Origin of the sequence: Halorarum halophilum (assembly GCF_013401515.1) — an archaeon.
In the GTDB taxonomy this organism is placed as follows: domain Archaea; phylum Halobacteriota; class Halobacteria; order Halobacteriales; family Haloferacaceae; genus Halorarum; species Halorarum halophilum.
Map to the genome: position 1 here is coordinate 722,438 of NZ_CP058529.1, position 23,683 is coordinate 746,120.

A 23,683-nucleotide genomic window follows, 5' to 3' on the forward strand; every position below is an offset into this window, starting at 1 on the left:
TTATGGTCGCTCGTCGGAAACGACCCGGAGAACGACCGTATGACCTCCGTCCTCTCGATCCTCAACTACGGGCAGGCGCTGTTGCTCGCGGCGAGCCTGCCCCTGGCACTGATCGCCCTCCGGGGGTACTGGGGGGCGCCGTTCGGGCTCGTGGTCGCCGGCCTGCCGGTAGTGAGCGTGGGCCTGCTCCTGTCGGCCAGCGGGGAACTGCTGTCACTCACGCCGGCCGTGGGGAGTCTGACGTGGCAGGTCGGGAGCGTCGTCGCCGTGGCCGGGTTCGCCTGGGTCGGCCTCCAGCTCGTCCGCGTGCTCGGCGGGTGGACGGAGGTGGGCGGGTGATCGCCGGCCTGACCGTCGTCGAGTTCCTGCGGGTGTTCGTGCTCATCGGCGTCGGGGTCGCACTCCTCTACCCGGTCGCGGCCTACGCGCCGCGGGTGATGCACACGAACGCCATCTTCGTGCTCACCGCGACGCTCGCGGTGCTGGCGATCAGCGTCGTCGTCCAGGCGTTCCAGGGACGGTCGGTGGTCTCGGAGGGGCTCCAGGTCGCCGCCTCTGGCGGGTACCTCTGGAGCGTCTGGCTGTTCGCACGCGAGTACGTTCACGGCGGTTCGCCACCGGACCTGAACGTCGAACTCACGACGACCCAGGAGGGGTTCGAGGATGCTCGACGCGATTGACCTCACCCGTACGGGCTCCGTCGGAAGCGGGGGCCACGTCGACGTCGAACCCGGCGAACAGGCGTTGTTCGCGAAGGGAACGATGGGACCGCCGCTGGCGGACCTGCCCGACGAGGCCTTCTGGAACACCCTCATCGTGACGACGGGATCGAGACCCAATCGGATCCAGACGGCAGTCGAGGAACGCGGGCTGGATCCCCGCCGGATCGGCGTCGTCCCCATCACGGCGAACGACGTGGACTACGACGGGCCGCTGTGGGTGAGCAAACGCGTCGCCCCGAGCGACCTCACGGGCATCAGCGTCGAGGTCAGCCGCGGGTTCCAGTACCTCGACGCGGGGACGGGGTGGCTGGTGTTCGACTCCATCAGCACCCTCCTGATGTACTCCGAGGAACGGCGGGTGTACAAGCTCACGAACTGGCTCATCGCCAACGCGCGGGACAACGACGTCCGCGGCGTGTACGCGTTGCTCCGCGACGTGGTCGCTCCCCAGACGTTCAACCGGTTCCGGTCGCTGTGCGACGTCGTGATCGAAGCCGAGGACCTCAACTGAGTTCGCTGGTTCCAGGTGCGCTTCCGCGACGATACTCAGTACAGGTGGTACAGCAACGCGTAGACGACCGTCCCGAGCGTGAAGGATATCAGCCACAGCGACGCTGCGATCCGACCGACCCGTGCGTGTCGGGTGTCGAAGAGGTCGGAGAGCGGCCGGGTCGCCGCGAGCGTGAGGGTGTAGATGACCAGCGGGACGCAGACGACAGCCAGCGTGACGTGGATCACCAGCACCGGGAGGTAGAGGAGCTGTTCGACCGTCGCCGGGCCGGGGAACTCCGTCGGCCCCAGGATGGCGACGCGGTAGAGGTAGAGCAGGAGGAACGCCGCGAACAGGACGGTCGACGCGAGCATCGCGACCCGGTGGCGCCCGTACTCGGCACGACGGGCGAACCGGACGCCGAGGGAGATGGTCACGATTGCGGTCAGCGAGAGCGCGGCGTTGACGTGCGGGACGGCGGCGAGGGCCGCCTCCGGGGGACGCGGCAGCGATCCGCCCGGAACGAGTTCGAGCACGACCGCGAAGACCAGCGCGAGGGCGACCGCCGAGAGGAGCGCCGAGACGGCGACGGCGTGCTCCCGAGCGGCCGCGCGAACCCCGGTCGCGTCGGTGGTCATGGTCGGGTGGAGGGGCGGCGAGCACAAAGCCGTTGGCCCCGAAGGGCCGCTCCCGCCTGCGATTCGTTGACGCGCGAGCGGGAAGATGGACAACCTTTTATCCCTCTCGGGGAAACGAACGACTGCGCACTGACGCACGGTGCGTGGGTAGCCAAGCCAGGCCAACGGCGCAGCGTTGAGGGCGCTGTCCTGTAGAGGTCCGCCGGTTCAAATCCGGTCCCACGCATCCAAGCGGATGCAGGTGCTGTGCGGCCCTTCGGGGTCGCTCTACAGACAGCACCCACGCACAATCCTTTCCGACGCTACGATCCCCGAGCGATCGCTCAGTCAGTAGCTCACTCCCTCAATTGTTCGGCATCACAAGCGGGAACTCCCCGAAAGTCCCACCCGCCTGCAACCATAGCCACGACCTCCCCAACCGATTGCGCTCCTCACTCGCTCCGCTCGCTGTGGTGCTCATCCCTCGCGCGTTGTTGGCCGCGCACAGGGCGCGGCCGCCGCGCGCCACACGGTTAGATACCCAAGACTCCTCGGCCGATCTCCCGCGAACTCGTAGGCCCCCTCAGACGTGTGCCGACCAGAGAGCAATCGTTTTCACCTCGGCTACTGCCCGGGTGAACATGCACGCCATCACGGGGTCGGGGTGGATCGAGGTCATCTCGGGCTCGATGTTCTCCGGGAAGACCGAGGAGCTCCTCCGTCGCCTCCGTCGCGCCGAGATCGCGGGCCAGGAGGTCGCGGTGTTCACGCCGGCGATGGACGACCGCTACGGCGAGACGACAATCGGCACGCACAACGGGCGCGCGTGGGAGGCGACGGTCGTGGAGAACGAGGGTGAGGGGCCGTGGGACATCCTCGACACGCTGAACGGCGAACGCGTCGTCGCCGTCGACGAGGCGAACTTCTTCTCCGACGAACTCGTCGACGTCTGCCAGGCGCTCGCGGAGGACGACCGCCGGGTCATCGTCTCCGGGACGGACCAGACGTTCCGCGGCGAACCGTTCCACCCGCTGCCGGACCTGATGGCCGTCGCCGAGTACGTCGACAAGCTCCAGGCCATCTGCTCGGTCTGCGGGGAGCCGGCGTCGCGCAACCAGCGGCTCATCGAGGGCGAACCGGCGCACGTCGACGAGCCGACCATCCTCGTCGGCGCCGAGGAGAGCTACGAGGCGCGCTGCCGGAACTGCCACACGATGCGGCAGGGCTGACGACAGGCCCGGGAACCGGCTCCGGCGACCGATCATCGGAACGGTCATAGCCCGGCCGGAGCAACTCCGACCGTGACGACGTGGGTAGAGGACCCGGAGGGTGGCCGGGCGCGCGGGCCGCGCGGACTCGCGCGGGCGTGGGTCGAGGTGCTCGTCCGGCCCGGTCGCTTCTTCCGAACCGGAGTGTCGCCCGGCGACCAGGCGCCGGGGCTCGTGTTCGCGATCTGCGTCGCGGTCGCGTTCGTCGGCGGTCGGTTCCTCCACGCGTACCTCCGCCTTGGCGACCCGTTCGCGTTTCCGCCGGGGAGCGTCCCGACCGTGTTCGGCGGGCCGGTCGCCTCGGCGCTCCTCGTCCTGGCGTTGACGGGGCTGCTCGTCGCGCCGGCGATACTCCACCTCACTGCAGCCCTCCAGACGGCCCTGCTCATCCCGATCGTCCGCGACCGCGGGGGAGTGAGCGAGACGGTACAGGTCATCGCGTACGCGAGCGCGCCGTGCGCGCTCGCGGGACCGCCGGTGCCTGGCCTCCGAGCGGCGTGCGCGCTCTACGGCGCCGCGCTCCTCGTCCTCGGCCTTCGAGAGGTTCACGGGACGAGCACGCTCCGGGCCGCAGCCGCCGGCGCCATCCCCGCGACGCTGGTGTTCGGTGTGGGGTTCCGGGGGCTGGATGCGCTGAGCACACTTCTCGGCGAGATCTGACTCGGGCGAGAACGCGAGCGGGGGCCGAGAGAGGGGGTGCGCTCGCGTCCGCGTTTCGACAACCGTTTTAAGCAGGGGACCCACCGTTCGCACAAATGGGTACCTGTATCATCTGTGGTACGCCCGTCGACGGGCGCATCTGTGATTCCCACGAAGAGGACGTCGTGTTCGAGTTCCGCGGCAACAAACCGAGCCAGCTCGTTCCCAACCGCTTCTACAGCGGGACGGTCGACGGCTACGCCGACTTCGGGCTGTTCGTCGACCTGTCGTCGAACGTCACCGGGCTGCTCCACCGCTCGGAGCTCGACCAGCGCCTCGAGTCGCTCGACCTCGAACCCGGCGACCCGGTGTACGTCCAGGTGAAGAACGTCCGGGACAACGGCGACGTTGACCTCGCGTGGTCCATCCGCCAGTCGGACCGCGAGTTCCGCGGCGCGCTCATCCAGGACGGCACCGAGGAACGCGACGCGGAGCCGGACGACGAGGACGACGACGGACCGGGCCCCGTGACCCACACGCCGACGAAGAAGGACCGGGGCGGGGACGACGACGGCGAGAGCCAGGGAAACGGGCGTAGCGGCGGGACCGGCGCGGAGACGAACGGGTCCTCGTCGCGGGACACGACCGAACCCTCGGGGACCGAGACGACGTCCACGACCGAACCGGAGGCAGAGCCGGCCTCCGAGACCGCGGACGACTCCCGAGACGAGGACGAGGGAGCCGAGCCGACCGCCGACCGCGAGCGGGTCGACATCGGCTCGCTCGGGGACCGGGTCGGCCAGGACGTCCGTATCGAGGGCGAGGTCGTCGGCGCCCGACAGACCGGTGGCCCGACCGTCTTCGAACTGCGCGACGAGACGGGCGTCGTCGACTGCGCCGCGTTCATCGAGGCCGGCGTCCGCGCGTACCCGTCGATCGACGTGGGCGACATCGTCCGCCTCGACGGCCAGGTCGAACGCCGCCGGAACGAGATCCAGGTCGAGACCGAGGCGCTCGCTGCGCTCGAGGGCGAGGAGGCCGAGACGGTCCAGCGCCGCCTCGCCGACGCCCTGACGGCGGAGGCCCGACCGGAGACCGTCGACACGCTCGCCGACCACGACGCGCTCGAGGCGATGACCGACGACCTGCTCGACATCGCCGAGGCGCTCCGGCGTTCGGTGCTCGAGTCGCGCCCGGTCGTCGTGCGACACGCCGCGACCGCGGACGGCTACGTCGCCGGCGCGGCGGTCGAGCGCGCCGTGCTCCCGCTCATCCGCGAGGAGCACGCCGCGAGCGACGCCCAGTACCACTACTTTACCCGCCGGCCGCTCGACGAGCCGGTGTACGACATGGACGCGGCGACGAAGGACGCGACGCGGATGCTCCAGGACCGCGACCGCCACGACGAGAAGCTCCCGTTCGTGCTGCTGCTCGGCACCGGCTCGACGGTCGAGTCCGCCGACGGCCTCGACCTCCTCGGCATCTACGGCGCCGAGCGCGCCGTCGTCGACGCCGCAGCCGCCGACCCCGAGATCGCCGACTCCGTCGAGACGCTCGCGAACCCCGACCTCGCGGGCGCCGACGCCGGGGAGCTCTCCACCGGCGCGCTGGCCGCGACGCTGGCCGCGACTGTAAACGGGGACGTTCGCGACGACGTCGCACACCTCCCGGCGATCAGCTACTGGGAGGATACCCCCGAACCGTACGCGGACCTGGCTGCCGACGCCGGGTACGACGCCGAGCGCGTCGCGGAGCTCCGCGAGGCCGTCGCCCTGGAGGCGTTCTACCAGAGTTACCAGGACAAGCGCGAACTCATCACGGACATCCTCTTCAGCGGCGACGACGGCGACCTCGCGGGCCACATCTCCGCGCAGTTCCGCGAGAAGCTCGAGACCGAACTCGACACGGCCAGCGCCAACGCCGAGTCCCGCGAGGCCGGCGACGTGCCGTTCACCGTCCTCGACGCCGACGCGTACGCCCACCGGTACGACTTCCCGCCGACGAGCCTCCTGGCGGACGCGCTTCACCGCCGCGAGCGCGACGAGGGAACGCACGTCACGCTGGTGTACGGCACCGACGAACTGTTCCTCCGCGCGAGCGAGGACCTGGACGTACGCGAGGTCGCCGGGGACGCGGCCGAGGACGTGACCGACGCGGGCGTCACCGCGGTCGGCGTCCGCGAGGGGCGCGTCGAGTTCCTCTCCGGGCGCCGCGAGGCCGTCGTCGACGCCGTCGTCGACGCGGTCGCGAGCCAGGTCGCCTGAGTCGAAAACGTCTCGATCTTCTCCGGACCGCTCTCGGACCGTTTTCTCGCCGCTAGGGCATCGTTTAGACGCCAGAGGGAACGACTCAGTTCGGCAAACGAACTCGCGCTCAGCAACGGTACGGTGACACGCTCCGGGCGTGGACGTGGTCGGTCAGATCCGAGAACTCGCTCTGACCGCAGTTGTGAGAAACGTCGAACGTGGTCCCCAACGTCGGTCAGTACAGGGTGGGCAGTTGATCAGATACGCCCGCGGATAGGATTTGTATCTTCCTTACCGCCATCGCACGACGGCGGGCTTCCTCACCAGCCCATCCCCGGCTCGTCGGCGGCTTGCCGCACCCAGGAAGCGACCTGCTCCTCGTCCAGCGTGTCCGTCTCCTCCAGGTCCAGCGCCTGTCTGGTCGGATCTGATCCGCTGGGCGGCTCCGGCTCGAGGTACGATTCGCACACGAAGGTCAGCTTCACGTGTTTCGAGAACGCGCTGAACGACGCGAACCATCCCTCGTCCTCGACGCCATAGAACGGCTGGTGCCACTTCACGGCGCGGCGCACGTCGGGCACTTCGCATTGGATGATCTCGTCGATTCGTGCCGCGACCTCACGCTTCCACCCCGGCAGCGCCGCAACGTACGCCTTCACTGCTGTCGATCCATCGGTTTCGTCCTTCCTCCGCGCCGCCTGGTACTGTTTGCTCCGTTCCTCCCACTCTCCCTCCGTCGGAACCTGGTCCGACAGCTCGATCTCCCCGAAGTCCTCGTCCACGATGGTTTCCTCGCCCTCTCGACCCGATATCGAAGTCACGACCAGGATCGGGTCCGGACCCTCGGGGTCAGAAAACAGGTCGAAGGCCAGCCGCACCGTCCCTCCTCGCCAGTGGCGAGCAAAGCCAACCCAGCCGTCGGGGTGGTCGTCCCGGGTGTCCTGTTCGACCCGGAACAGACCCAGTAAGGCTGGAATAGCGTCGGCACCCCACTGGAGTCCCTTTTCGGGATCCGTGAAACGAACCCCCTCGTCGTGGTCTTTACTGTAGTAGGGTGCTCTGATCGCTCGGTTCGCCATCACGAGTTCGGAGACCCGCTTGGCCGTAAGTGAGCCGGACGCACTCATAATCGCTCACCGAGATGTCGTATTGGCTTATCAATATTCCGCGGTCCTCGGGAGTGGGGCGAGCCGGATGTTTCCGTTGGGACCTGGCAGCTAGCTTCACGGGAGTTCAAACGCCAAGCGACCCTCGCCGCTCAGGCCGTAGATCGTCACGCCTCGCTTCATACTGCTCCAAACATCTGTTTAACTAGAAGGTTAAATGGTAGGGAGCTGTATACTAAACCGGATGGTTGAACAGGAGCCAGACGACCTGAACCTCGATTCGGTCTTCCAGGCACTCTCCCACCCGATACGGCGGTCAATCCTCGAGCAGTTGACCGACGGCCCGGAGAGTGTGGGCGACCTGGCCGAACCTCACGACGTCTCCCTGCCGGCCGTATCCAAGCACCTGCGCGTGCTGGAGGACGCTGGGTTGATCGACGTCGAGAAGGACGGCCAAGTTCGCCGCTGCCACCTCGACGCCGTACCACTTTCCGCGGCGTTCGGGTGGCTGACCCAGTACCGCGTCTTCTGGGAGGACCGGTTGGATGCACTGGCCAACCATCTGGAGAACGAAGACCAATGACGGACGACCCCAACGAAGGCGATGCAGCAACGACAGAGAACACGCCGGACGAAGAGCGGAGCATCACCGTGAATCGCGTGATCGAAGCGCCGGCCGAACGCGTTTACGAAGCGTTCCTCACTCCTGCGGACATCGCGGTGTGGGCTCCCCCGGACGGGTTCCGCGCTGACGTTCAGGAGGTCGAACCCGAGGAGGGCGGGTCCTTCCGAGTCGAGAACGTCGGTGAAACAGAGGAGATGGAACAGTACTCCCACACGTTCCAGGGCACCTACCAGGAACTGAAACGCGGCGAGAAGATCGTCTGGACCGAGGACTCCGGGGAGGGTGAGGACCCCAGTATGGTAACGGTCACGTTGGACGCGGTCCCCGACGGGACCGAGGTCACCCTCCGCTTAGACGGCATCCCCCAGGATGTCGCCGAGAAATACGGGGTCGCGGAGGCCAAGGAGCGTTCCCTCGAAAAACTCGCCGATCAGGTGGAGAACTGACCATGTCAGCTGACACCACTAGCGAGGCAGTACCCACGGGATCCACGACGGACGAGGACGCGGAATGGGGCAAGATCAGCCTCGCCGTCCTAATCTCGATCGTTCTAGCTACGGGGATCCATTACCTGCTGCTGGCCAATATCGATATGCACCCATCGCTGCATGCGCTCGTCGGCATCGTCCTCTTCTTCCTCACTGGATTCGTCGTGTTCCAGATCGTGATGGGGTAACCGACGTCCCAAGGCCCGAGCATTCATCGACATTACTTGTGGTACGAATATCGGTGTTTTCCACCTGAAGGTTCGTATACCGCGTTACAGTTCGGTTTCCAGGGATAGCTCGAGAAACTGGGGAAGTCCTGCTACATACACATTCTTTGGTTATCAATGCTGCAAAGTCCAGCAACTGTGACAACGGGATGTAGAAATCACGGTAGCTACGCAGGGTAATCCACGGCTGATTCGTAACGTCGTTAACGAACGGAACGTGCTATTACTCGGCGTCTACGCAAGGCCCCCGCTAGCGTGCATCGTGGATCGCCAACCGTTACTCCGTTCCCGTAGTTGTCATTAGGAAAGTATTTGTCGGAGTACGTCTCGACACGTGATAGCGAAGTACGGACGAGTATGAAACGCACAGAGCCGACCGACGAGGAGCACGCGCGCGCCGGCCGGAGCGACTGGGTCGATTTCGACGCGCTCCGGGAGCGGGGAGAGGCCTTCTCGGACTGCGGGACGGCCCGCTCGGTCCGCGAAGCGCTCGCGCGGGTCCTCGCCGAGGAGTTGGCCGTCGACGCGGTCGGCATTTATCACCGCGAGGGGGACCGCTACCGGGCGCTGGTGCGCGATTCGAACGGGGACTCCGTCGTCGTTCCGGAGTTCCTCCCTGGCGGGGACTCCCCCATCGCGGCGGTCGTCGACGAGGGCGGCACCCACTGTGGGGGAATCACCGGGGACGCCTTCGGCGAGGCGACCGAGTACTGCGTCACCCCCCTGAACGGCGACGGCGCGGTGCTGCTGCTCTCTGCGGACCCCGACGGGTTCGGCTCGGAGGTGCACGCCGCGCTCTCGATGCTCTCCGGGCACGCCGAGGTGGCCCTCGGCGACGTGGAGGGCGGGACGCTTCGGCGGGCGGCCACCGCGGAGGTGAGACCGGACGTCTCTGAGGAGGAGCTCCTGGAGGCGCTCTCCCACGCCTTCCCCGACTCCGCGTTCATCCTCGACGAGGACGGCACGTTCCTCGACGTGCTGCTGGGGATCAGGACGATCGAGTTGCGCCCCCAGGAGGAACTCGTCGGGCGGAGCGTCGGCGACGTCCACGACGAGCGTGAGGCCGACAGGATCGTCTCGGCGATCCGCGCCGCGATCGGAACCGGCGACGTCCAGCGCGTCGAGTACTCGACGGGGGGGACGGACGACCGGGCACACTTCGAGGGACGGGTCGCGCCGCTCCCGAACGTCGGCGGGCGACCTGCGGCCGTACTCGTCGCCCGCGACGTCACTCGACGCCACGAGCGCGAGCGCGACCTCCGCCGGCAGAACGAGCGCCTGGAGGAGTTCGCCGCCATCGTCAGCCACGACCTCCGGAACCCGCTCAACACCGCGACCGGCTTCCTCGAACTCCTCTCGGAGGACGTGGACGACGAGCGGATCGATCGGATCGCGACCGCCCACGACCGGATGGCCGCGCTCATCGAGGACCTGCTCGCGCTGGCCCGAAACGGCCGCCGGGTGACTGACGCGGCCCCCGTCGACCTACGCACGGCCGCGGAGCAGGCCTGGGCGACCGTCTCGCCCGACGGGACCCTCGAGGTCACGGGGACGACGACGGTCCGGGCGGACCCAGCCCGGTTCAGACAGGTGCTCGAGAACCTGGTCCGAAACGCCGCGGACCACGCCGCCCCGCATCCGACGGTGACGATCGGACCGCTCGCGAACGGCGAGGGCTTCTACGTCGCCGACGACGGGCCGGGGATCCCGGGCGACGAACGTACCGACGTGTTCGAGACCGGCTACACCTCGATCCCAGGCGGGACGGGACTCGGCCTCGCCATCGTCGAGCGCGCCGCGGAGGCGCACGGCTGGACGGTCGAGGCGCACGAGGGCGAGGACGGCGGCGCGCGCTTCGAGTTCCGCGGCGTCGACGTGGTCGGGGGCGGCCGGGCGGACTGACCCGGCGGAACGAAACCCTTACCCGAGAAACGCGCGGATTCACCGGCGATGAGCGGCGCCACGTCCCAGGAACCCGAGGAGGAGCCGGAGGACCCGGAAGCGTTCCAGCGGGTCTGTGAGGCGCTCGTGGGCCGCATCCTCGACGGCGACCTCGACCGCGAGGGGCTCGAATCCGCCAAGCTGGAGGCCTGCTCGGAGTTCTCCGCGCCGAAGGTACCGAAGAACTCGGACGTCCTCCGGTACGCCCCGGACGACCGGCGCGACGAGGTGCAGGAGGTCGTCCGGCGAAAGCCCGTCCGGACGGCTTCAGGCGTCTCGCCGATCGCGATCATGACCTCGCCGCACATGTGCCCGCACGGGAAGTGCCTCTACTGTCCCGGTGGGCCGGCCTCGGAGTTCTCGAGCAGCCAGAGCTACACCGGCCACGAGCCGGCCGCCGCACGCGGGAAGCAGAACGACTACGACCCGTACGGGCAGGTCACCCTCCGGCTCGAACAGCTCCGACACATCGGCCACCCCGTCGACAAGGCGGAGCTCATCCTGATGGGCGGGACGATGACCGCGCGGTCGCACGACTACCAGGAGTGGTTCGTGAAGCGCGCGCTCCAGGCGATGAACGAGTACGACGTCGATTCGGAACCGAACCCCGCCGAGGGGCGCTCGTTCGCCCAGGAGCCCGGCGCCTACGACTTCGAGTACCTGGAGGACGTGAAGGCGCGAAACGAGTCCGCGGACGTGCGCTGCATCGGCATCACGTTCGAGACGAAGCCGGACTGGTGTGACCCCGAACAGGTCGATCGGATGCTCAGACTCGGCGGGACGAAGGTGGAGGTCGGCGTCCAGACGACCTACGAGCGTGTGAACCGCGAGATGCACCGCGGCCACGGCAGCCAGGCGTCGGTGGACGCGAACCGCCGGCTGCGCGACGCCGCGTTCAAGGTCGGCTTCCACATGATGCCCGGCCAGCCCGGCATGACAGCCGAGATGTGCCGGGAGGATTTCCGGGAGCTGTTCGCCAACCCCGACTGGCGGCCCGACTACCTGAAGATCTACCCGACGCTCGTCGTCCGCGGCACGCGCGTCTACGACCAGTGGCGCCGTGACGACTTCGAGCCGCTCGACAACGAGTCGGCCGCCGACATCGTCGCCGACGCGATGAACGAGATCCCCAAGTACTGCCGGCTCCAGCGCGTCCAGCGCGACATCCCGGCCGACTTCATCGACGCGGGGGTCTGGAAGTCCAACCTCCGCCAGCTCGCCGAGCAGCGGGCCGAGGAGAAGGGGTACGAACTCCGCGACATCAGGGCCCGCGAGGTGGGCCACAACGAGGCCGATCCGGACCCCGACGACGTGGAACTCGACGTGCTGCGGTACGAGTCCGGCGGCGGCGTCGAGCACTTCGTCTCCTTCGAGGACGCAGAACGGGACCTCCTCGTCGGCTTCTGTCGCCTGCGCTTCCCCTCCTACTCGCACGCTGCCCCCGGCGCCGGCCCCGACGCGGACGACGACCCGGTCCGACGCGAACTCGCCGACGCCGCGCTCGTGCGGGAACTCCACGTGTACGGCTCGCCGGCGACGTTCGACGACGACCCGAGCGACGGTGCTGAAGCCGACGGCGACTGGCAGCACCGGGGGTACGGCCGGCGGCTCGTCCGCGAGGCGGAGGACATCGCCGCCGACGCGGGGTTCGAGAAGCTCTCGATTATCTCCGGGCTCGGGGTCCGCGGCTACTACCGGGAGAAGCTGGGCTACCACCAGGACGGGCCGTTCGTCAGCCGGCGGCTGTAGCTCGACCGACCGACGGAATCGGCCACCGAAGCTCGGGTGCTCGGCGTACGGCCGGAGGCACAGCCGGATGACGCTCCGCGGAACGGTATCTTTGAAAGGTCCCACCACATGACCCCGGTATGGCCGACCAGCTGTTCGTCGATCTCGTCGGGACGAACCCGCTCGTCCAGGCGCTCGTCGGCGGCCTCGTCATCGCCGGGATGAACCTCCTCGGCGCCTCGCTGGTGCTCGTCTACCGGAACCCCACCGAGCGCGCGCTCGACGGCGCGCTGGGGTTCGCCGCGGGGGTGATGCTCGCGGCGTCGTTCACGAGCCTCATCGTCCCCGGCATCGAGGCGACCGAGGTCATCGTCCCCGGCGTCCCCGCGACGGGGCTACTCAACCCGGTCCCCGTGCTCGTCGGCCTCGTGCTCGGCGTCGTCCTCCTCGACCAGGCCGACCACTGGGTCCCCCACGTCCACGTCCTCATCACCGGCCGGCGGCGGACCGACCAGACCGTCACGGAGTCGGGCGTCGCCTCGGTCATCCTCTTCATCGTCGCGATCACCATCCACAACATGCCCGAGGGGCTCGCGGTCGGCGTCGGGTTCGGCTCGGGCGACATCTCGAACGCCCTCGCGCTGATGCTCGCCATCGGCATCCAGAACATCCCCGAGGGACTGGCCGTGTCGGTCGCCGCCATCAACGCGGGATTCGACCGCAAGACGTACGCCGTGCTCACGGGCATCCGATCGGGGCTCGTCGAGATCCCCCTGGTCATGATCGGCGCCGTCGCGGTGTCGTTCGCCGCGCCGATCCTCCCCTACGCGATGGGCTTTGCCGCCGGCGGGATGCTGTTCGTCATCTCCGACGAGATCCTCCCCGAGACGCACGCCCGGGGACACGAGCGGCTGGCGACGCTCGGGACGATGGCCGGCGTCGTGGTGATGCTGTATCTGGACGTCGCGTTGGCCGCCTGAACTCTCCCGACCGTCGTCGCTGTCGAATCAGTGTCGCTTCCGTACGGGGGCAGGTGCTGACGTGTTCGACCACTATCCGTGCGAGTGCGGTTGCTGAAGCGGTCGGCTACCACTCCCGAGCGTGATGGACGCCACACTTACCTCGGAGCACAGCTCCTCGGAACTCACGCTCGCTCCCGTTGGTCGCTCGCGTGAGCCTCCCCAGCCGATTGCGCCCCTCGCGCTCCCTTCGGTCGCGCTGTGGTGCTCATCCCTCGCGCGCGTCCGCTCGCGACGGAGCGCGAGCGGCACGCGCCACCGCAGTCCCTATCCTCGCTACTCGGTCGCCACGTCGGCCATCGCGCCGGCCATCACCCGGGTCGCGGCGGCGCAGTCGTCCCAGTCCGTCCACTCGCGGGAGTTGTGGCTGATCCCGCCGCGCGAGGGGGCGAACAGCAACGCGGCGTCGGTCACGTCCGCGACGTACATCGTGTCGTGGGCGGCGCCGGAGTGGAGGTCCACCGTGTCGATCCCCGCGGCCTCCCCGGCGTCGTGTGCGGCCGCGCGGAGGCGGTCGCTCATCGGCGTCGGGGTCAGGTCGAACGGTCGCGAGAGGTCGGCCTCGACGCCCCGCTCGCGCTCCAGTCGGTCGAGCGAGTCGCGCGCCGCAGCGACGATCGTCTCCATCGACCCGTACTCCACGTCGCGCACGTCGACGCCCGCCTCGACGCGGCCCGGCACGACGTTCGTCGCGTTCGGGGAGACGGTCAACGAGCCGACGGTTCCGACCGCCGACTCGCTGCTGGCCCCGACCACGTCGTTCGCCGCCGACTCGACGTCGAGCACGAACTCGGCCGCGGCGGCGAGCGCGTCCGTCCGCTCGCCCATCGACGTCGCGCCCGCGTGGTTCGCCTCGCCCTCGATCTCGACCTCGCAGTGAGTGATGCCCGTGATGGTCGTGACGACGCCGACCGGGACGCCGGCGCGCTCCAGCGTCGTGTCCTGTTCGACGTGGAGTTCGTACCATGCATCCCACTCGCTCGCGTCGAGGACGCCCTCGCCGCGAAAGCCGATCCCGTCGAGCGCCGACTCAAGCGTGGTTCCCTCGTCGTCCGTCAGGGCGAGCGCCTCCTCGGCGGAGCGCTCGCCGACCGCCACCGACGAGCCGAGCAGGCCGTCCGCGAACCGCTGGCCCTCCTCCTCGGTGAACGAGACGACCTCGACCGGACGGGCCGGATCGACGCCCGCGTCCTGCATCGCCCGGACCGCTTCCAGCGCGGCGTAGGCGCCGAGCGGACCGTCGAAGATGCCGCCCTCGGGGACGGAGTCGAGGTGGCTGCCCGCGGCGACGGGGTCGGCGTCCGGGTCGGCCGAATCCGGGGTCCACGTCCCCGCGATATTGCCGACGGCGTCGATGGTCACGTCGAGGCCGGCGTCCTCGAGTCCGTCGACGAACCGCTCGCGGGCCCGTCGGTTGGCGTCGCTTCCACAGAGCACGGTGCGGCCGCGGCCCTCGTCCGCGTCGACGTCGCCGAACGCGGCGTTGGCCTCGATATCGGCGCGGAGCCGGTCCGCGTCCACCGGAATGTCCATACAGTCCACTGCCGCGGTCGGTGCTTGGGCCTTTCCGCCGCGGCGGAGGACGCCGCGTTCGGCAGCGGATGACGCGCTCCGGCGTCGGAGCGCGGGGGGACGCCCTGACACGGTTCGACAAGACTTATTCGCGCCCTCCGACTCCGAGTTCGTATGAGCGACATCGCGGTCATACTGCCGGACGGCTCGGAACTGTCCGTCCCGGCGGACGCGACGGTGGAGGACGCGGCCTACGAGATTGGCCCGGGCCTGGGGAAGGACACGGTGGCCGGCGTCGTCGACGGCGAACTGGTCGACAAGGCCGCGCCGCTCCACGACGGCGCACGGCTCGAGATCGTCACCGACCAGTCCGAGGAGTACCTCGACGTCCTGCGCCACTCGGCGGCCCACGTGTTCGCGCAGGCGCTCCAGCGTCTCCACCCCGGGGCGAAACTGGCCATCGGGCCGCCGACGGACGACGGCTTCTACTACGACGTCACCGGCGTCGACCTCGACGAGTCCGACTTCCCTGAGATCGAGTCAGAGATGGAGGACATCGTCGAGGCGGACTACCCCATCGAGCGGCTGGAGGTGCCCCGGGAGGAAGCGCTGGAGTCCTTCGAGGACAACCGGTTCAAGCGGGAGATCCTGGAGGAGGAGGCAGCCGGCGAGGACCCCGTCTCCTTCTACGAGCAGGACGACTGGCGCGACCTCTGCAAGGGCCCGCACGTCGAGTCCACGGGAGAGATCGGCGCGGTGAAGCTGATGAGCATCTCCTCGGCCTACTGGCGAGGGGACGAGGACAACGACCAGTTGACGCGCGTGTACGGGACGGCGTTCGAGTCCGAAGCTGAGCTGACGGAGTTCCTCGAACTGCGCGAGGAGGCGGCCGAGCGCGACCACCGGAAGATCGGTCAGGAGATGGAGCTCTTCTCCATCGACGAGACGACGGGGCCGGGGCTGCCGCTCTACCACCCGAACGGCAAGCGGATCCTCGACGAACTGGCCGACTACGCCAAGTCGCTCAACCTGGAGGCGGGATACGACCCCGTCGAGACGCCCCACCTGTTCCGGACGGAGCTCTGGAAGAAATCGGGCCACTACGACAACTACGTCGACGACATGTTCCTCCTCGACGTGAACGACGAGGAGTACGGGCTGAAGCCGATGAACTGCCCGGGCCACGCGACCATCTTCGACGACCACTCGTGGAGCTACCGGGACCTCCCCGTCCGCTACTTCGAGGACGGGAAGGTGTACCGCAAGGAACAGCGCGGCGAGCTCTCGGGGCTCTCTCGGGTGTGGGCGTTCACGATCGACGACGGGCACCTGTTCGTCCGCCCCGACCAGATCGAGGCCGAGATCAACCTCATCATCGAGAACATCCTGACGGTGTTCGAGACGTTCGACCTCTCGGCGCACGTCGCCCTCGCGACGCGGCCCGAGAAGTCCGTCGGCAGCGACGAGATCTGGGAGCAGGCCGAGTCACAGCTCCGCGACGTGCTCGACTCGCAGGGGATGGACTACGACCTCGAACCGGGCGACGGCGCGTTTTACGGCCCGAAGATCGACTTCTCGTTCGAGGACGCCCTCGGCCGCAAGTGGGACGGCCCGACGGTCCAGCTGGACTTCAACATGCCCGAGCGGTTCGAACTCTCCTACACGGGCGAGGACAACGAGGACCACCGCCCCGTGATGATCCACCGCGCGCTCTACGGCAGCTACGAGCGCTTCTTCATGGTGCTCATCGAGCACTTCGACGGGAAGTTCCCGTTCTGGCTCGCGCCCGAGCAGGTCCGCATCCTCCCCATCTCGGACGAGAACCTCGGCTACGCCCACCGAACCAAAAACGCACTGGACGACTTCCGCGTCGAGGTCGAGGACCGCGACATGACCATCGGTCGGAAGATCCGCGCGGCCCACGACGACCGCGTCCCGTACATGGTCATCGTCGGCGGCGACGAGGAGGAGGCCGAGACGATCTCCGTACGCGACCGCTTCGAGAACGAGGTTAACGACGTCGACCCGAGCGAGTTCCGCGAACACCTCGAAGCCGAGCGCGCCGAGAAGCGCGTCGAACCGGACTTCGTCGACGCCGAGTAAGCGACGCGCGACGGTCCGGCCCCGTTCTTCAGCCGCGTACGGCTCGGTCCACCGTTCCGACGCTCCCCCGACACCCCAGCAGTACGGGCGGGTGTCCCGACGCGACGACTCCTCTCGGCATCCGGAGGGTGGGAATGGAAGGGGCCGCGCTCTCGACTCGCGGGACCACGCCTGTGCTCCTCGCGCTCACTCGCTCCGCTCGTTCGCGCTCCGGTGCTTGGCGGGTCCGGCTTCGCCGAGAGCGCGGGGGCTTCCGGGGTCGGATCAGTGACGGCCGTTTCGCTGTGAAAACCGAAGCCGCAAAAGAATTCGAAAACTAACCGAACTTCTCGAACGGCTGCTGACAGTCCTCGCAGTAGTGCATCGAGCGACAGAGCCCCGGCCCCTTCGGGTGGTCCCGGACCGTGTTCTCGGAGCCGCAGTACGGACACTCGGCGGTCGTCCCCGCCGCCGTCCCGACCGTCGTGCTCGGATCGTCTCGGGTCATCCGATCACACGCTCAGGCCGAACTCGCGGAGGTTCTCCCGCCCCCGCTCGGTCACCATGTCGACGGTCCACTGCGGGGAGTAGCGGAGGCAGACCTCCGCGTCCCTGACGCCGTCTGCCGTCTCCGCGGCACATCGAACGTCGTTCATGAGCATGTCCCGCGCCGGACAGCCCGAGTAGGTGAGCGTCAGTTCGACGACGCAGTGGTCCGTCTCCTCGTCCACCTCGACGCCGTACACGAGCCCGAGGTCGACGACGCTCACGGGCATCTCCGGGTCCTCGACCTCCGCGAGGGCGGCCCACACGTCCGCCTCGACGCCCGTCGCGCCGTCACCGGTCTTCGGGTACTCCTCGGGAGACTCGCCGGACGGGTAGTCCGTGTACGCGCAGGCATCCGAATCCGTCGGAGCGTTCACGGGCATCTACGCCTCCTCGCCCCGCAGGCGGGCGGGCGACTCGAACTCGACCTCGCGGTACGTGTGGGTGAACTCGTCGTACAGGTCGTACCAGGCGTCCGTGTGGCTCCCGTCGCGGCCGCGGGCGTCGGGGCGCTCCGCGTCGTCCGGTTCCGGTACGTCGAGGCCCAGCGACTCCAGGAACGGAACGACCTGCTCGAGCCACTCCGCCCGGAGGTCGGGGAGCGTCTCGGTGCGGAAGCCGTGTTCCAGTATCCCGTCCTCGTGTCGTCCGGAGGCGAACAGCGAGAGCGCGTGGGGGAACAGGTCCTCGACGGCCCCCTGGACGCGTTCCCGGGAGGCCGGCACCACCACGAGCCGTTCGAGCCAGCTCTCCGCGTGTTCACGGTGGTAGTCCTCCTCCGCGAGCGCCTTGCCGACGCGGTCCGCGAGGGGGGCGTACCTCGTGTCCACGAGCGCTTCGAGCCGGAGTCGCTCGGCGACGTCGTAGAGGTAGGTCCGAACGACCGCGTCGTCCCAGCCGTCGTCGGCGAACGGACGCTCGACGAGCGTACTGTGGGTCCACTCCCCGGGCGGGCGCTCCCAGATGCACTCGGCCTCGGTGTAGCCGAGTTCCTGGAGGAGGTCGTACCAGAGGCGGGCGTGACCGAACTCGTCCTGGGCCACGTTCGCGAGCGCCAGGTCGGACTCGACGGTCGGCGAGTAGATCTGCCACTCCGTGAGCCGCTCGGCGTGGACGAACTCGTCGTCCGCGAGCCGGAAGAGGAGCTCCTCCAGCGCGAGTTGCCCTTCAGTCGTGAGGTCGCCGCGGTCGAGGTCGGCGGCCATCAGTCGTCGCCCTCCCGCATGGCCTCGCGGCGCTTGCGCGCCGCCTCGCGCTGTTCGGCCTCGCTGTCCTCGACTTCCCGCGCGAACGAGGCGTCGATGTCGTTGTACGTCATCGCCCAGCGGTACGCCTTGTCGGTCGCCCCGCCGAACCGCACGTCGTCGACGTCGACCTCGCCGATCTCCGGCTGTGGAACGACCCAGAGGGAGTTCGTCTGCATCCGGCGGCCGTGCTGGATGCTCGCGAACAGCTTCGCCATCTCGCGGTCCGGGGCGTGGACGTTGCCGACGTGGCGGTGGTAGTCGCCGGGCTTCTCCTGGCGGAACACCTCGAAGATCACGGCTCGGCCACCCCCGCCGTGGCGCCCGCGCTGGACTCCCACGCGTCCATCGACTGGCGGACCCAGTCGACCGCGTCCTGCCGCCGTCGGCGGGAGCCGATCTGCTCGTGGCTGCCCTCGTAGTCGTTCTTCGCGATGGTCCAGAACTCGTCCCAGTCGAGGTCGTCCTCGCGCACCGCCATCGTCCCGTCGTCGCGCTCGAAGAGCCGCGGGTGGTCGGGGATCTCGAGGCCGTACTTCTCGGCCTTCGGGATGTACATGTTGAGGAACGAGTTGCGGAGGTCGTCGTTCGTCGTCGTCTTCAGACCGACGTCCTGTGCGAAGTCGTTGTGCGTGGACTGGTCGTTCGTCGGCCCGAAGAACTGGAGGATGCGCGGCCACCACTCGTCGAACGTCTCCTGGACCCGCTCCTGTGTCGCCTTCGACCCCCGCATCAATTCGCGGAGGATCGACTCGCCGTGCTTGACGTGGAATCCCTCCTCGAAGCAGACCTTGTCCATCGCGTGGGCGTAGGGTGTCCACGAGGTGTTCTTCAGCGTCGCCTGCCGGCGCATCGCGCCGCCGTCGACGAAGAAGTCGATCATCGGCGCCTCGTACCAGGAGTCGACCGGGTAGTGGAAGCAGTTGAGGAACTTCCCCTCGCCCGTCCGGAGCTCCTCCAGCATCTCCTCGCGCGTCTTCACGCCGAGGGTCTCGGCCGCCCGGTACAGCAGTTGTGCGTGACCGATCTCGTCCTGCACCTTGGCGGTGCAGGCGAGCTTCCGGTCCAGCGACGGCGCGTGTCGCGTGAACTGCTTGTCGAGGTAGCCGCCCATCACCTCGCTGTTCGCGTGGAACTGGATCATCCGGGTTGCCGCCCGCCGGTACTCCTCCGGCATGTCGTCGCCCGGGCCGAACTCGCGGGGACTCGCCCGCCGTTTGACCTCCTCAATGTCCATGTTGAATCGTTACATTCCACCGCCCGTATCGGTTCGCCCGCCTATAGACTGGTTTTAAATATATTCGTGAAGTGAAACCGACCGTGATCGACGAGTGCCTGGTCGTCGAGGTCCGCGTCACCGGGGACGACTGCCCGCTCGCGGCCGCGACGCGTGCGACCGGAACGCGGGTCGAGGCCGAACCGCCGCTCCTGCGCCGCGACGGCAACGCCCTCCTCCGGTTCTCCGCGCCCCGCGGCGAGGACCTCGCTGGGGCACTCGACGCGGACGAGCACGTCCGGTACCTCCACCGGTCCAGGGGCGACGGCCGGGACCGGTACCGGTGCCTGTCGATGCACGCCTGCGTCGTCCACGACCTCATCGACGCGGGGTTCATGGCCGAGTCGCTGACGTACGCCGAGGGGGAGGGCAGGTTCGAGGGCGCCGTCGTCGGGCGCGAGGTCCTCCGCGGCGTGATGGAGGCGGCGGGGGAGGCCGTCGGCGTCACGCTCGAACGGGTGTACCCGCTCGGCCCGCAGTCCGGGGACGCGGCCGGCCGGTGGGACGTGACGCCCGCCCAGGAGGCGGCGCTGCGGGCGGCGATGGCGGCCGGCTACTTCTCGGTTCCGAAGGGTGCGACCGCCCAGCAGGTGGCCGACCACCTCGACATCAGCAAGTCGGCGTTCCTCGAACGGTTGCGCCGGGGGCAAGCAACGCTGTTCGCGCAGGTGCTCGGGGAGGAACTGTGAGGCAGATCCTCGGGAGGTGAGCACTCGGTCGTCCGAATCCGCGTCTCAGTTCGTGTCCGCATCCCGGTTACCGCTCCCGTAGAGAAGTACACCGGCGAGCGTCGCGTACGCGACGCCGACTGCGACGACGCCGAATCGGTTCTGATCTGTGAGAAGACGGACGAGACCAAACCCGTAGCCGAGGCCGAGGGCGAGACCGGTGAGCGTCCTGACGTCGTTCCGTCCCGGGCGGTCGCCGCGACCCGTCGAGAGCCACTCGAGGAGTGCGGGTGCGGGGAGGGCCGCGACGGCGGCGAGGGGAACGGCGATGCCGTTCGATACCACGATCAACGCCGCGGCGATTCCGGGATAGATCCCCGTACAGCGCGCACAGAGGTGGAGTTCGTTGCCGGCGACGTCCACCGTGTGACAGCGATCGCGCTCCCCGGGAAGGTGGTGCGAGAGGAGGAACGGCGCCGCGGCGCGAAGCCCCCGTCGGACCTCGCGGAGACGGCCCGTCCACGCACGGCCCATCTCAGTCCGTCACGTACCGCCACTGGAACTCCTCGTCGGTCTTGGTGAGGTAGATGATCCCCTCGATGAGCCCCAGCAGCGCCGGGATGCCCGTCCAGAAGAAGCAGAGGTAGATGACGCCCATCCTGTTATCGCCCAGGTAGAACTTGTGGATGCCGAGTCCGCCCAGGAAGATGGCGATGAGCGCCGCCGCGAGCTTGTCCTTCTCGCCCGAGATGCCGACGGTCTGCGTGGTTCCACACTCGGGACACATCTCGGCCTCGCGGTTGATCACGGCGCCGCAGTTGGTGCAGTACTTCTCGTCCGCGGTACGACCCGGGCCGGCGCTCCCCGGGACGCGGCTCTGGTTGACCCCGCACTCGGGGCACACCGCCGCGTCGGCCGAGATATCCTCCCCGCAGGAGATGCAGTGCTTGCGTCCCGTCGTCGCGCCGGCTGTCGGAACCGGCTCCCTGCCGCCGCCCGAGGCGGTCGGATCGTCCTCGACGCCGGACGACGTCCGCTCGCGGTCGGCGTCGCCGTCCCCGGCTAACTCGTCTGTGGGATCGTCGGAGGGCTCGTCGCTACTCATAGGAACGCCGTCATCAACCAGTCGTAAATACCTGCCGCAGCCGTCGACCCCGCCGCGTCGGGTGGGTTAGTCGCGTCGCTCGATCATGAACTTCATGTCGCCCGCGAACACGGTGTCGCCGTCACCGTTCGTCATCTCGGTGTTGATGACGACGAGTCCGGCGTCCTCGCGCGAGGAGAACGGCTTCGTCTCGGTGACCTCCATGTCCAGCGAGATCGTGTCGCCCTCGTAGACGGGCGCCGGGATGTCCATGTAATTCATCCCGAGGAACGCGATCACGGTGCGCTCGAGGAAGCCGCAGCGGTAGACGAACCCCGTCGCCAGCGAGAACGTCATCGGGCCGTGCGCCACCCGCTCGCCGAACTGGGAGTCGGCGGCGTACTCGGCGTTCGTGTGCAACTCGGTCCAGTCGCCGGTGAACGCCGAGTGCATCACGAAGTCCGACTCGGTGACGGTCCGGCCGACGCTCTCGAAGGTCTGGCCCTCCTCGAAGTCCTCGAAGTGGTGTGGCTCGTAGCTGTATGCCATACCCGACAGACCGCAGGGGGTGGTAAAAATCGCGGCGATAGCGGTGTGATAACATTTAACAGTAAGACGGGCGTACGACGGACCGATGGTCGGCCGCGCATTCGTCTGTAGCAAGTGTCGCCGGTCCGTGAGCGTCCTCTCCTACCGGGCTTCCTGTCCCGACTGCGGGGCTCCGCTCGAACACGACCGAGCGACGGCCGACTGATGGCAGAGGCCGGGACCGACCCGACGGTCATCGAGTCACTCGCCGTGACGACCGAGGACGTCGTCGCAGCGGTCGAGGCCAGCGACCGCGACCGACGCGACGCGGTCCTTCGTGTGACGCCCCCGTTCTCCCCGCGGATGCGCGCTCGACTCCACGTCGAGGGGGGCGAGGGGACCTACGAGGGACCGGAACCGATCCACGTCGAGCCGCGGGCGTTCGTCTCGGACGACGTCCCCCGGTTCCCCGGGCGCGGGGCCGAGCGCTGGCGCTCGTCGGTGCGTGACGCGCTGCAAAAACGTGTGATTCTCGACACCTGCTCCGGACGTCTGACGGTCCGGGTCTCGTACCTCGGCTAGAGGCGCTGGAGGTTCGTCGCTCGTGGGCCCTTGTCGGCCTGTTCGATGTCGAACTCCACCTCCTGTCCTTCTTCGAGGTCGGGACCGCCGACGTCCTCCATATGGAAGAAGACGTCCTCGTCCGCGTCCTCGCTTTCGATAAACCCGTATCCGCCCGTGTCGTTGAAGAATGCGACCGTTCCTTTCGCCATTCGCGATGACCTCGAATCGTGGTAAGGGCTGTCTGACGTATATAGCTATGGGTCGGATCGGGGCGATCAGGGGACGGGAGCCGGTCGGCGAGGTGTCGTGCCGGTCGCGCCGGCACCGAGCACCCTCCGGCATGGGCACTGTGAAGGCCCGCCGAGGCTCACGCGGGGTGTTCGAGGCTCTCGGTCAGCGCGACGGCGTTCGGCCGTTCGTCGTCCGCCAGCTGCTTCGGGTACAGCGCCACCGGGACGACGAAGTCGTCGCCGTGCGCGGTTCGGCCGACGTGGACGAACACGTCGACGTCGTGGCCCTGCACGGTCGCGGTCGCCTCGTACTTCTCGAACGTCAGCTCCCCGTCGAGCGTCTCGACGGTCCGCTCGCCGACCCGGCTCGGGTCGCTGATCCCCTCGTACTGACTCGCCAGCAGCTCGACGAGCCGCTTGTTCGAGTAGTCCTCCATCGGGTTGAGGGTCTGACCCGCGATCTCCACCTTCGGGCTGGAGATCACGGCGAACACGCCCAGCCGCGCCTCGCCGATGGCTGGGTACTCGACGGTCTTCTCGTAGGTGGTGACCTGGTTCGTCACCTCGACCTGCCGGGTCTGCCCGGCGACCGTGAACTCCCGGGACTCCGTCCGCTCCTGCGGGCCCTCCGTCTCGTACCCCGTCTCGCCGGCGGTGTCCTCGGACGCGACGGCCGGGTCCGCCGCGAACGAGAGCGGCTCCTCCCCGGTCACGAACCCGAGACAGCCCGCCGTCGCCGTCGCGAGCGCGAGTCCCGTTCCGCCGAGCAGCTGACGACGTCTCATGCGCTCGCGTTCCTGGGGTCCCGGCATAAGTTATGTGGCTCACGTCGC

28 protein-coding genes and 1 tRNA gene are annotated in these 23,683 nt (G+C 68.4%); 16 read left to right on the plus strand and 13 right to left on the minus strand.

From position 1 onward, the window contains the following. Positions 1-39: 39 nt before the first annotated feature. Genes HUG10_RS03790 through HUG10_RS03800 form a run of 3 tightly spaced genes read left to right on the plus strand, consistent with a single transcriptional unit; the run spans position 40 to position 1,233 of the window. Positions 40-339: a hypothetical protein gene (locus HUG10_RS03790; protein ID WP_179168292.1), complete on the plus strand. Its 300-nt coding sequence runs from the start codon at positions 40-42 to the stop codon at positions 337-339. Further along, positions 336-680 (plus strand): hypothetical protein, encoded by a 345-nt coding sequence (locus HUG10_RS03795; RefSeq protein ID WP_179168293.1) that lies wholly within the window; start codon positions 336-338, stop codon positions 678-680. The genes HUG10_RS03790 and HUG10_RS03795 overlap by 4 nt, the downstream gene beginning before the upstream one ends. Then, the gene (locus tag HUG10_RS03800) at positions 664-1,233 is read left to right on the plus strand and encodes a DUF7504 family protein (RefSeq protein ID WP_179168294.1); all 570 of its coding nucleotides are present in this window, start codon (positions 664-666) and stop codon (positions 1,231-1,233) included. The genes HUG10_RS03795 and HUG10_RS03800 overlap by 17 nt, the downstream gene beginning before the upstream one ends. A 35-nt stretch (positions 1,234-1,268) precedes the next feature. On the opposite strand, the gene HUG10_RS03805 is transcribed toward HUG10_RS03800, so the two are convergent. Beyond that, positions 1,269-1,850: a DUF420 domain-containing protein gene (locus HUG10_RS03805; protein WP_179168295.1), complete on the minus strand. Its 582-nt coding sequence runs from the start codon at positions 1,848-1,850 to the stop codon at positions 1,269-1,271. A 141-nt stretch (positions 1,851-1,991) separates the two neighbouring features. Between HUG10_RS03805 and HUG10_RS03810 the strand changes: the two genes are divergently transcribed. The 4 genes from HUG10_RS03810 to HUG10_RS03825 all read left to right on the plus strand — a co-directional run bounded on the left by HUG10_RS03810 (position 1,992) and on the right by HUG10_RS03825 (position 6,000). Further along, positions 1,992-2,076: transfer RNA gene (locus HUG10_RS03810), tRNA-Leu, on the plus strand. 394 nt (positions 2,077-2,470) lie between these two features. Beyond that, a complete protein-coding gene (locus HUG10_RS03815; protein WP_179168296.1) occupies positions 2,471-3,058 on the plus strand; it encodes a thymidine kinase in 588 nt (195 codons plus the stop codon). A 72-nt stretch (positions 3,059-3,130) separates the two neighbouring features. Further along, positions 3,131-3,757: a YIP1 family protein gene (locus tag HUG10_RS03820; protein WP_179168297.1), complete on the plus strand. Its 627-nt coding sequence runs from the start codon at positions 3,131-3,133 to the stop codon at positions 3,755-3,757. Positions 3,758-3,852: 95 nt separating this feature from the next. Further along, entirely contained in the window at positions 3,853-6,000 is a 2,148-nt protein-coding gene (locus tag HUG10_RS03825; RefSeq protein ID WP_179168298.1) for a DHH family phosphoesterase, read from the plus strand. 302 nt (positions 6,001-6,302) lie between these two features. Here HUG10_RS03825 and HUG10_RS03830 read toward each other — a convergent pair whose 3' ends face one another. Further along, the gene (locus HUG10_RS03830) at positions 6,303-7,109 is read right to left on the minus strand and encodes a DUF1801 domain-containing protein (protein WP_179168299.1); all 807 of its coding nucleotides are present in this window, start codon (positions 7,107-7,109) and stop codon (positions 6,303-6,305) included. 223 nt (positions 7,110-7,332) lie between these two features. Here HUG10_RS03830 and HUG10_RS03835 point away from each other — a divergent pair, with 223 nt between their 5' ends. The 6 genes from HUG10_RS03835 to HUG10_RS03860 all read left to right on the plus strand — a co-directional run bounded on the left by HUG10_RS03835 (position 7,333) and on the right by HUG10_RS03860 (position 13,077). Next, on the plus strand, positions 7,333-7,671 hold the full coding sequence (locus HUG10_RS03835; RefSeq protein WP_179168300.1) for an ArsR/SmtB family transcription factor: 339 nt from the start codon (positions 7,333-7,335) through the stop codon (positions 7,669-7,671). Further along, positions 7,668-8,159, plus strand: a complete 492-nt coding sequence (locus HUG10_RS03840) for an SRPBCC domain-containing protein (protein WP_179168301.1) — start codon at positions 7,668-7,670, stop codon at positions 8,157-8,159. The genes HUG10_RS03835 and HUG10_RS03840 overlap by 4 nt, the downstream gene beginning before the upstream one ends. Positions 8,160-8,161: 2 nt before the next feature. After that, positions 8,162-8,389 (plus strand): hypothetical protein, encoded by a 228-nt coding sequence (locus tag HUG10_RS03845; protein WP_179168302.1) that lies wholly within the window; start codon positions 8,162-8,164, stop codon positions 8,387-8,389. A 396-nt stretch (positions 8,390-8,785) separates the two neighbouring features. Beyond that, positions 8,786-10,330, plus strand: coding sequence for a sensor histidine kinase (locus HUG10_RS03850; RefSeq protein ID WP_179168303.1), 1,545 nt, complete (start codon positions 8,786-8,788; stop codon positions 10,328-10,330). 48 nt (positions 10,331-10,378) lie between these two features. Next, entirely contained in the window at positions 10,379-12,118 is a 1,740-nt protein-coding gene (locus tag HUG10_RS03855; RefSeq protein WP_179168304.1) for a tRNA uridine(34) 5-carboxymethylaminomethyl modification radical SAM/GNAT enzyme Elp3, read from the plus strand. 119 nt (positions 12,119-12,237) lie between these two features. Further along, positions 12,238-13,077 (plus strand): ZIP family metal transporter, encoded by an 840-nt coding sequence (locus tag HUG10_RS03860; RefSeq protein WP_179168305.1) that lies wholly within the window; start codon positions 12,238-12,240, stop codon positions 13,075-13,077. A 315-nt stretch (positions 13,078-13,392) separates the two neighbouring features. Here HUG10_RS03860 and HUG10_RS03865 read toward each other — a convergent pair whose 3' ends face one another. Continuing rightward, on the minus strand, positions 13,393-14,649 hold the full coding sequence (locus HUG10_RS03865) for a Zn-dependent hydrolase (protein ID WP_179168306.1): 1,257 nt from the start codon (positions 14,647-14,649) through the stop codon (positions 13,393-13,395). A 153-nt stretch (positions 14,650-14,802) separates the two neighbouring features. Between HUG10_RS03865 and thrS the strand changes: the two genes are divergently transcribed. Continuing rightward, a complete protein-coding gene (gene thrS, locus HUG10_RS03870; protein WP_179168307.1) occupies positions 14,803-16,731 on the plus strand; it encodes a threonine--tRNA ligase in 1,929 nt (642 codons plus the stop codon). A gap of 316 nt (positions 16,732-17,047) precedes the next feature. Here thrS and paaE read toward each other — a convergent pair whose 3' ends face one another. From paaE to HUG10_RS03895, 5 genes are read right to left on the minus strand one after another with little or no spacing between them, the layout of a single operon-like run. Then, positions 17,048-17,218 (minus strand): 1,2-phenylacetyl-CoA epoxidase subunit PaaE, encoded by a 171-nt coding sequence (gene paaE / locus HUG10_RS03875; protein ID WP_179168308.1) that lies wholly within the window; start codon positions 17,216-17,218, stop codon positions 17,048-17,050. A gap of 4 nt (positions 17,219-17,222) precedes the next feature. Further along, entirely contained in the window at positions 17,223-17,639 is a 417-nt protein-coding gene (gene paaD, locus HUG10_RS03880; RefSeq protein WP_179168309.1) for a 1,2-phenylacetyl-CoA epoxidase subunit PaaD, read from the minus strand. Next, entirely contained in the window at positions 17,640-18,461 is an 822-nt protein-coding gene (gene paaC / locus HUG10_RS03885) for a 1,2-phenylacetyl-CoA epoxidase subunit PaaC (protein ID WP_179168310.1), read from the minus strand. Beyond that, positions 18,461-18,799 (minus strand): 1,2-phenylacetyl-CoA epoxidase subunit PaaB, encoded by a 339-nt coding sequence (gene paaB, locus HUG10_RS03890; protein ID WP_179168311.1) that lies wholly within the window; start codon positions 18,797-18,799, stop codon positions 18,461-18,463. Before paaB ends, paaC begins: the two co-directional genes overlap by 1 nt. Then, positions 18,796-19,737: a Phenylacetic acid catabolic protein gene (locus HUG10_RS03895; protein WP_179168312.1), complete on the minus strand. Its 942-nt coding sequence runs from the start codon at positions 19,735-19,737 to the stop codon at positions 18,796-18,798. The genes paaB and HUG10_RS03895 overlap by 4 nt, the downstream gene beginning before the upstream one ends. A gap of 83 nt (positions 19,738-19,820) precedes the next feature. Between HUG10_RS03895 and HUG10_RS03900 the strand changes: the two genes are divergently transcribed. Continuing rightward, positions 19,821-20,465 (plus strand): helix-turn-helix domain-containing protein, encoded by a 645-nt coding sequence (locus HUG10_RS03900; protein ID WP_179168313.1) that lies wholly within the window; start codon positions 19,821-19,823, stop codon positions 20,463-20,465. 45 nt (positions 20,466-20,510) lie between these two features. Here HUG10_RS03900 and HUG10_RS03905 read toward each other — a convergent pair whose 3' ends face one another. The 3 genes from HUG10_RS03905 to HUG10_RS03915 all read right to left on the minus strand — a co-directional run bounded on the left by HUG10_RS03905 (position 20,511) and on the right by HUG10_RS03915 (position 22,077). Beyond that, entirely contained in the window at positions 20,511-20,978 is a 468-nt protein-coding gene (locus HUG10_RS03905) for a DUF2085 domain-containing protein (protein ID WP_179168314.1), read from the minus strand. A gap of 1 nt (position 20,979) precedes the next feature. After that, positions 20,980-21,549 (minus strand): TM2 domain-containing protein, encoded by a 570-nt coding sequence (locus HUG10_RS03910; protein WP_179168315.1) that lies wholly within the window; start codon positions 21,547-21,549, stop codon positions 20,980-20,982. 66 nt (positions 21,550-21,615) lie between these two features. After that, positions 21,616-22,077, minus strand: a complete 462-nt coding sequence (locus HUG10_RS03915) for a MaoC/PaaZ C-terminal domain-containing protein (protein WP_179168316.1) — start codon at positions 22,075-22,077, stop codon at positions 21,616-21,618. 204 nt (positions 22,078-22,281) lie between these two features. Here HUG10_RS03915 and HUG10_RS03920 point away from each other — a divergent pair, with 204 nt between their 5' ends. Beyond that, entirely contained in the window at positions 22,282-22,638 is a 357-nt protein-coding gene (locus tag HUG10_RS03920) for a hypothetical protein (protein ID WP_179168317.1), read from the plus strand. On the opposite strand, the gene HUG10_RS03925 is transcribed toward HUG10_RS03920, so the two are convergent. Together HUG10_RS03925 and HUG10_RS03930 are read right to left on the minus strand one after the other, a co-directional pair. Further along, positions 22,635-22,829, minus strand: a complete 195-nt coding sequence (locus tag HUG10_RS03925) for a cold-shock protein (protein WP_179168318.1) — start codon at positions 22,827-22,829, stop codon at positions 22,635-22,637. The two genes, HUG10_RS03920 and HUG10_RS03925, sit on opposite strands and share 4 nt — an antisense overlap. A 158-nt stretch (positions 22,830-22,987) precedes the next feature. Continuing rightward, positions 22,988-23,635: a DUF6517 family protein gene (locus tag HUG10_RS03930; RefSeq protein WP_179168319.1), complete on the minus strand. Its 648-nt coding sequence runs from the start codon at positions 23,633-23,635 to the stop codon at positions 22,988-22,990. Between the last annotated feature and the right edge of the window lie 48 nt (positions 23,636-23,683).